The 4,670-nt window shown below is 62.4% G+C and carries 3 protein-coding genes; 1 reads left to right on the top strand and 2 read right to left on the bottom strand.

The annotated features are described in order from the left end of the window. Positions 1 to 1,229, bottom strand: a 1,229-nt coding sequence (locus tag AC4FAH_RS13220) for a D-amino acid dehydrogenase (RefSeq protein ID WP_490246186.1), incomplete at its 3' end; no start/stop codon positions are given. A gap of 410 nt (positions 1,230 to 1,639) precedes the next feature. Continuing rightward, a complete protein-coding gene (locus AC4FAH_RS13225; protein ID WP_215824600.1) occupies positions 1,640 to 2,971 on the bottom strand; it encodes an MATE family efflux transporter in 1,332 nt (443 codons plus the stop codon). Positions 2,972 to 3,423: 452 nt separating this feature from the next. On the opposite strand from AC4FAH_RS13225, the gene AC4FAH_RS13230 reads away from it, so the two are divergent. Next, positions 3,424 to 4,386, top strand: coding sequence for a LysR family transcriptional regulator (locus tag AC4FAH_RS13230; RefSeq protein WP_043331288.1), 963 nt, complete (start codon positions 3,424 to 3,426; stop codon positions 4,384 to 4,386). Positions 4,387 to 4,670 lie beyond the last annotated feature (284 nt).

Genomic DNA, 4,670 nt, shown 5'->3' on the forward strand with positions numbered 1-4,670 from the left:
TTGGGATCGATGGAGGGCTTGCGACCATCCACCAGGTCCGCCAACAGACTCGCACTGCCGCAGCTCATGGTCCAGCCCAGGGTGCCGTGTCCGGTGTTCAACCACAGATTGTCGTACTTGGTGCCACCGATGATCGGCGTGGAATCCGGCGTCATCGGACGCAGGCCGGCCCAGAATTCCGCCCGCGCATAGTCACCGGCTTCCGGGAACACATCACGCACCACCATGTTGATGGTCGCACGGCGCTTCTCGATCAAGGAAAGATCGAACGAGGCCAGCTCGGCGGTGCCACCGACGCGAATGCGGTCATCGAAGCGCGTCAGCGCGACCTTGAAGGTCTCGTCCATCACGGTGGACTGCGGCGCGGCATCGGCATTGATGATTGGCACGGTCAGGCTGTAGCCCTTGACCGGATAGATCGGCAGGTCCAGATCCAGATCACGCGCCAGGAACGGCGAGTAGCTGCCCAGACACATCACGTAGCTGTCTGCGGTCATCTCGCCACGGTCGGTGATGACCTTCTCGATGCGGCTGCCGCTGCGCTGGATGCGCTGAATGGTGGTATTGAAGACGAAATTGACGCCCAGGGTGTCGCGGCAGTAATCCGCCAGCCGGTTGGTGAACAGATGGCAATCGCCGGTCTGGTCATCCGGCAGGTGCAGGCCGGCGATGAACTTGCCCGGCACGCGGGTCAGTGCCGGCTCCACCGTGGCACAGGCGTCGGCGTCCAGCAGCTGATGGCGCACGCCACAGCCCGCCAGCACCTTCATGTCGCTCTGCACGGCATCGACCTGCGCCTGGGTACGAAACAGCTGCAACAGCCCCTTCTGACGGTCTTCGTAACGCAGCCCGGTCTCTTCGCGCAGGGCGTTGATGCAGGCGCGGCTGTACTCGGAGACCCGTACCATGCGCTCCTTGTTGACGGCATAACGGTCGGCGTTGCAGTTGGCGAACATCTTGACCATGAACTTGGCCATCTGCGGGTCCATGCGCGGCTGGATCTTGAGCGGCGCATGCTCCTGGAACATCCACTTGACGGCTTTCTGCGGAATGCCCGGCGCCGCCCACGGCGAGGAGAAGCCGAAGGAGACCTGACCGGCGTTGCCGTAGCTGGTTTCCATCGCCGGGCTGGCCTGACGGTCGACGACCGTGACCTCATGCCCCTGACGCGCCAGATAATAGGCACTGGTGACACCGACGACGCCGCTACCGAGTACAAGAATCTTCATGTTGGCCTACCCCATGACTGCAAGCCGCGCCCCACGGCAAATGACAGGCGTATTCGCGCACTCGGCAGCGAATAAAGACGATGAAGGCCAGCACCGGTCGACAGGGCGACTCACAGTGGCTTGGCCTGAATGCATCCAGTATAGAGGCGCAAACCACGGTTAATATTCTGTTATGAGACCCTATATCAGAAAATAAGCAGGTAAATTTCGCATCATGGCAGTGATAAAAAACAAAAAAGCGGCCATTTTTGGAATGGCCGCTTTCGGTGCTTCTCAGCGGGACTGCTGACGGGGCTTCTGGCAAGGTCTATTGGCAGGGCCTCCAGCAGGACCTTCCGGACAGAATCTTCTGAATGGCGCCTGACATCTCAAGGGAGCGCTCGTGCTGGACGCCATGGGGGCCCGGGCGATCAGGTCGTCGCGACATAGGCATGGCGACGCACTGACTTGCCGCGGTCGCCCAGGGCCTGACGATAGACGCGCCATGCCACCACACCCGCCAGCAGGTTGCCGATCGCCGAGCCGATGGCGACACCGCGCAGCCCATCCAGATGTGCCCCCAGCCATACCGCCGGCATGAAGCAGATGAAGAGACGCACGAAGGACAACGCCGTGGCACGCAGCGGCCACCCCAGCGCGTTGGCAGCCGACACGACCAGCATGCAGATGCCGAGGAAGGAGTAGCTGGGCAACATCCACGGCAGCAGGACCGCCAGTGCCGCCGAGACCTCGTCACTGCCCACCAGCACATAGGCCAGCGGTGTCGCCAGCACTGCCGCGATGATGCCCAGCACCAGCTGCCAGATCACTACCACGCGGGCGGCCAGGTTCATCAGGCGGCGAATTTCCTGCCAACGGCCGGCGCCATAACAGCGCCCGAGCCACGGCGGCAGCGACATGGTCAGGGCCAGCACCACGATCAGCGAGAAGGTTTCCAGGCGTGAGGCGATCCCCCAGGCGGCCACCTCCGTCTGGCCCAGTCCCGCGACGATGGCGGTGACCAGCATCGCGGAGAGTGCCGGCATCATCTGGCACAGAATCGCGGGTATCGCGATCCCCGCCAGCTGGCGGCGCGAGGCCTGCCATTCGGCCCACAGACCGCGATATTCCATCCAGTCCCGGCGCGAGAGCTTGAATGCCGTGATGGCAAGCCCGGCCCCGAAGGAGAGTACGGTCGCCCAGGCAGCCCCCGCCAGACCGAAGCCGGGCAGCGGCCCTGCGCCGAAGATCAGCAGCGGGTCCAGCACCAGGTTGAAGACACTGGTCAGCAGCATCATCTCGCCCGGTAGACGCGTGTCGCCGTGGGCGCGGAACAGGCTGTAGAGCACATAGGCCATGGCCCCCAGCCAGCTGGCGATCAGCGACGGGCCCCAATAGACCTCGATCAGCGTCATTTCAGTGGCATTGGCCCCCAGCAACTCGAAGGCCGGTACCCTGATGACCCACAACAGCAGCATCAGCAGTGCCATCAACACACCGGACCCCAGCAGCACCACACCGCCCAGACGCCGGGCACGCGCCTCATCCTCGGCGCCCAGGGTACGCGAGACGATCGCGGCGATCGCGATGCCCATGCCGACCTGCACCCCGATGATCAGAAAGGTCAGCGGGAAGGTGAAGGATTGCGCGGCCAGTGGCGCGGTGCCCAGATGCGAGACGAAGGCGGCATCGACCAGGTTGAAGCCCAGCAATCCCATGATGCCGAGTGTCATCGGCAAGGTGCTGCGCCACAGGCGTGACATCAGCTCACGCGTCGTCGGCGTTTCCGACGTTGGCGGGGTCGATGTTGCAGAGGCGTCGGTGGACATAGAAGAAGACATGAACTCACTCCCAGCATGTCGAGCATGGCTGGTTGGATGAAGGTATAAGGCGTCGGAACACTTCCGTGACGCTGGAGGGATGATTCTAGGGATTTCGCCGGACCCCAGATAGGCTCAGTGGGACATGTCTTTGATGCATTGTCGGCAACAGGAAGAGCGAGAAACGCGTTGATGCGTGGTATTAGAGGAAACAGTGACCGTGATAAACTCACCTTGTCAGGGATTTCCGTCACCTGGATTCGTGATGATGACCCATGCAATGTCACCGATTATCGACTGCTACCGAAGTTGGACCGTCGCTTTATATGCACTGACTGCCTCACGGATGGCTGGCAGAGTGTTCCCCTCCCCATGGCATCACGAGAGGTCAGACCGTGGATAAAGCATCCCGTTTGTTGCTGTTTCTCGATGTGGTAGAAGCACAGAGTTTTTCCAAGGCGGCTGACCATCGTCAGGTCAACCGCTCGGTGGTCTCCAAGCAGATCAGCCGTCTGGAAGAAGAACTGCAGATTCGCCTGTTCAATCGCTCGACTCGCTCGCTGGCCCTGACGGATGCGGGGCGCGAGATCCATCAGCACGCACTGCGTCTGCGTGAAGTGCTGGAAGATACCGACGATGTGGCCGGCGCCTATCAGGATGGCCCGCGCGGCATCCTGAAGATCACCAGCCCGAGCCACTTCGGGCGCACCTATGTCGCCCAGGCTGTGCGCCTATACATGGAGCGCTACCCGGACACCCAGGTGGAAGTGCGCCTGGAAGACCACCTGACCGACCTGATCGGCGGCGGTTATGACCTGGCCATTCGCATGTCGGAGCTGGAAGACTCCAACCTGATCGCGCGTCCGCTGGCTGCACACCGTCACCTGATCTGTGCCTCGCCGGCCTTCATCGAGCGTCACGGCATGCCCCAGACCCCCGCCGATCTGTCTGGCCTGCCGGCAGCGGTGTATTCCCGCGATGGCTTCATTCTCGATCGCCTGCGCGTCTGCACCGAGAGCGGTGTCGAGGAAAAGGTGGCGCTGGATTCGCGCCTCAAGGTCAATGATGCCGACGTGCTGATCGGCGCCATCAAGTCGGGCGCCTGCTATGGCATGGTGTCCGCGATCAACATCAAGGACGAGATCTTGAACGGCGAGCTGGTGCCGCTGTTGACCAACGTGCCGATGAAGCCACTGCCTTCGATCCACCTGGTCTACCCGCACCGCCAGTACCTGCCGCAGAAGACGCGTCGCTTCAGCGATTGCCTGCAGGAGGTCGTCGGCACGCCGCCCGTCTGGGAGCAGCGCATCCCGGGCTTCGAGAACATGTACGGCTACGGTAGCGGTTGCAGCGAATGAGACGTCGCCACGGCTCTCGAGTCTGAACGCACGCCGCCACCTCCCGCGGCCACTGCCAGACTTGAATGCCCAGCATGAAAACGCCCGCCATGCAGAGTCACTGCGTGGCGGGCGTTTTCATTTCAGGCCCCTTTCATTTCAGGCCCCTTTCATTTCAGCGCCCTTCATCAAGCGCCCTCCAAAAGTACTCAGGGGCAGGGATGGATCGACGGCTTGCGCTTGAGCCACTCGACCAGCTCCGGCAGGCGCTTGGGCCGTGCATAGCGGAAGCCCTGCACCAGATG

The organism is Cobetia sp. (genome assembly GCF_983723665.1).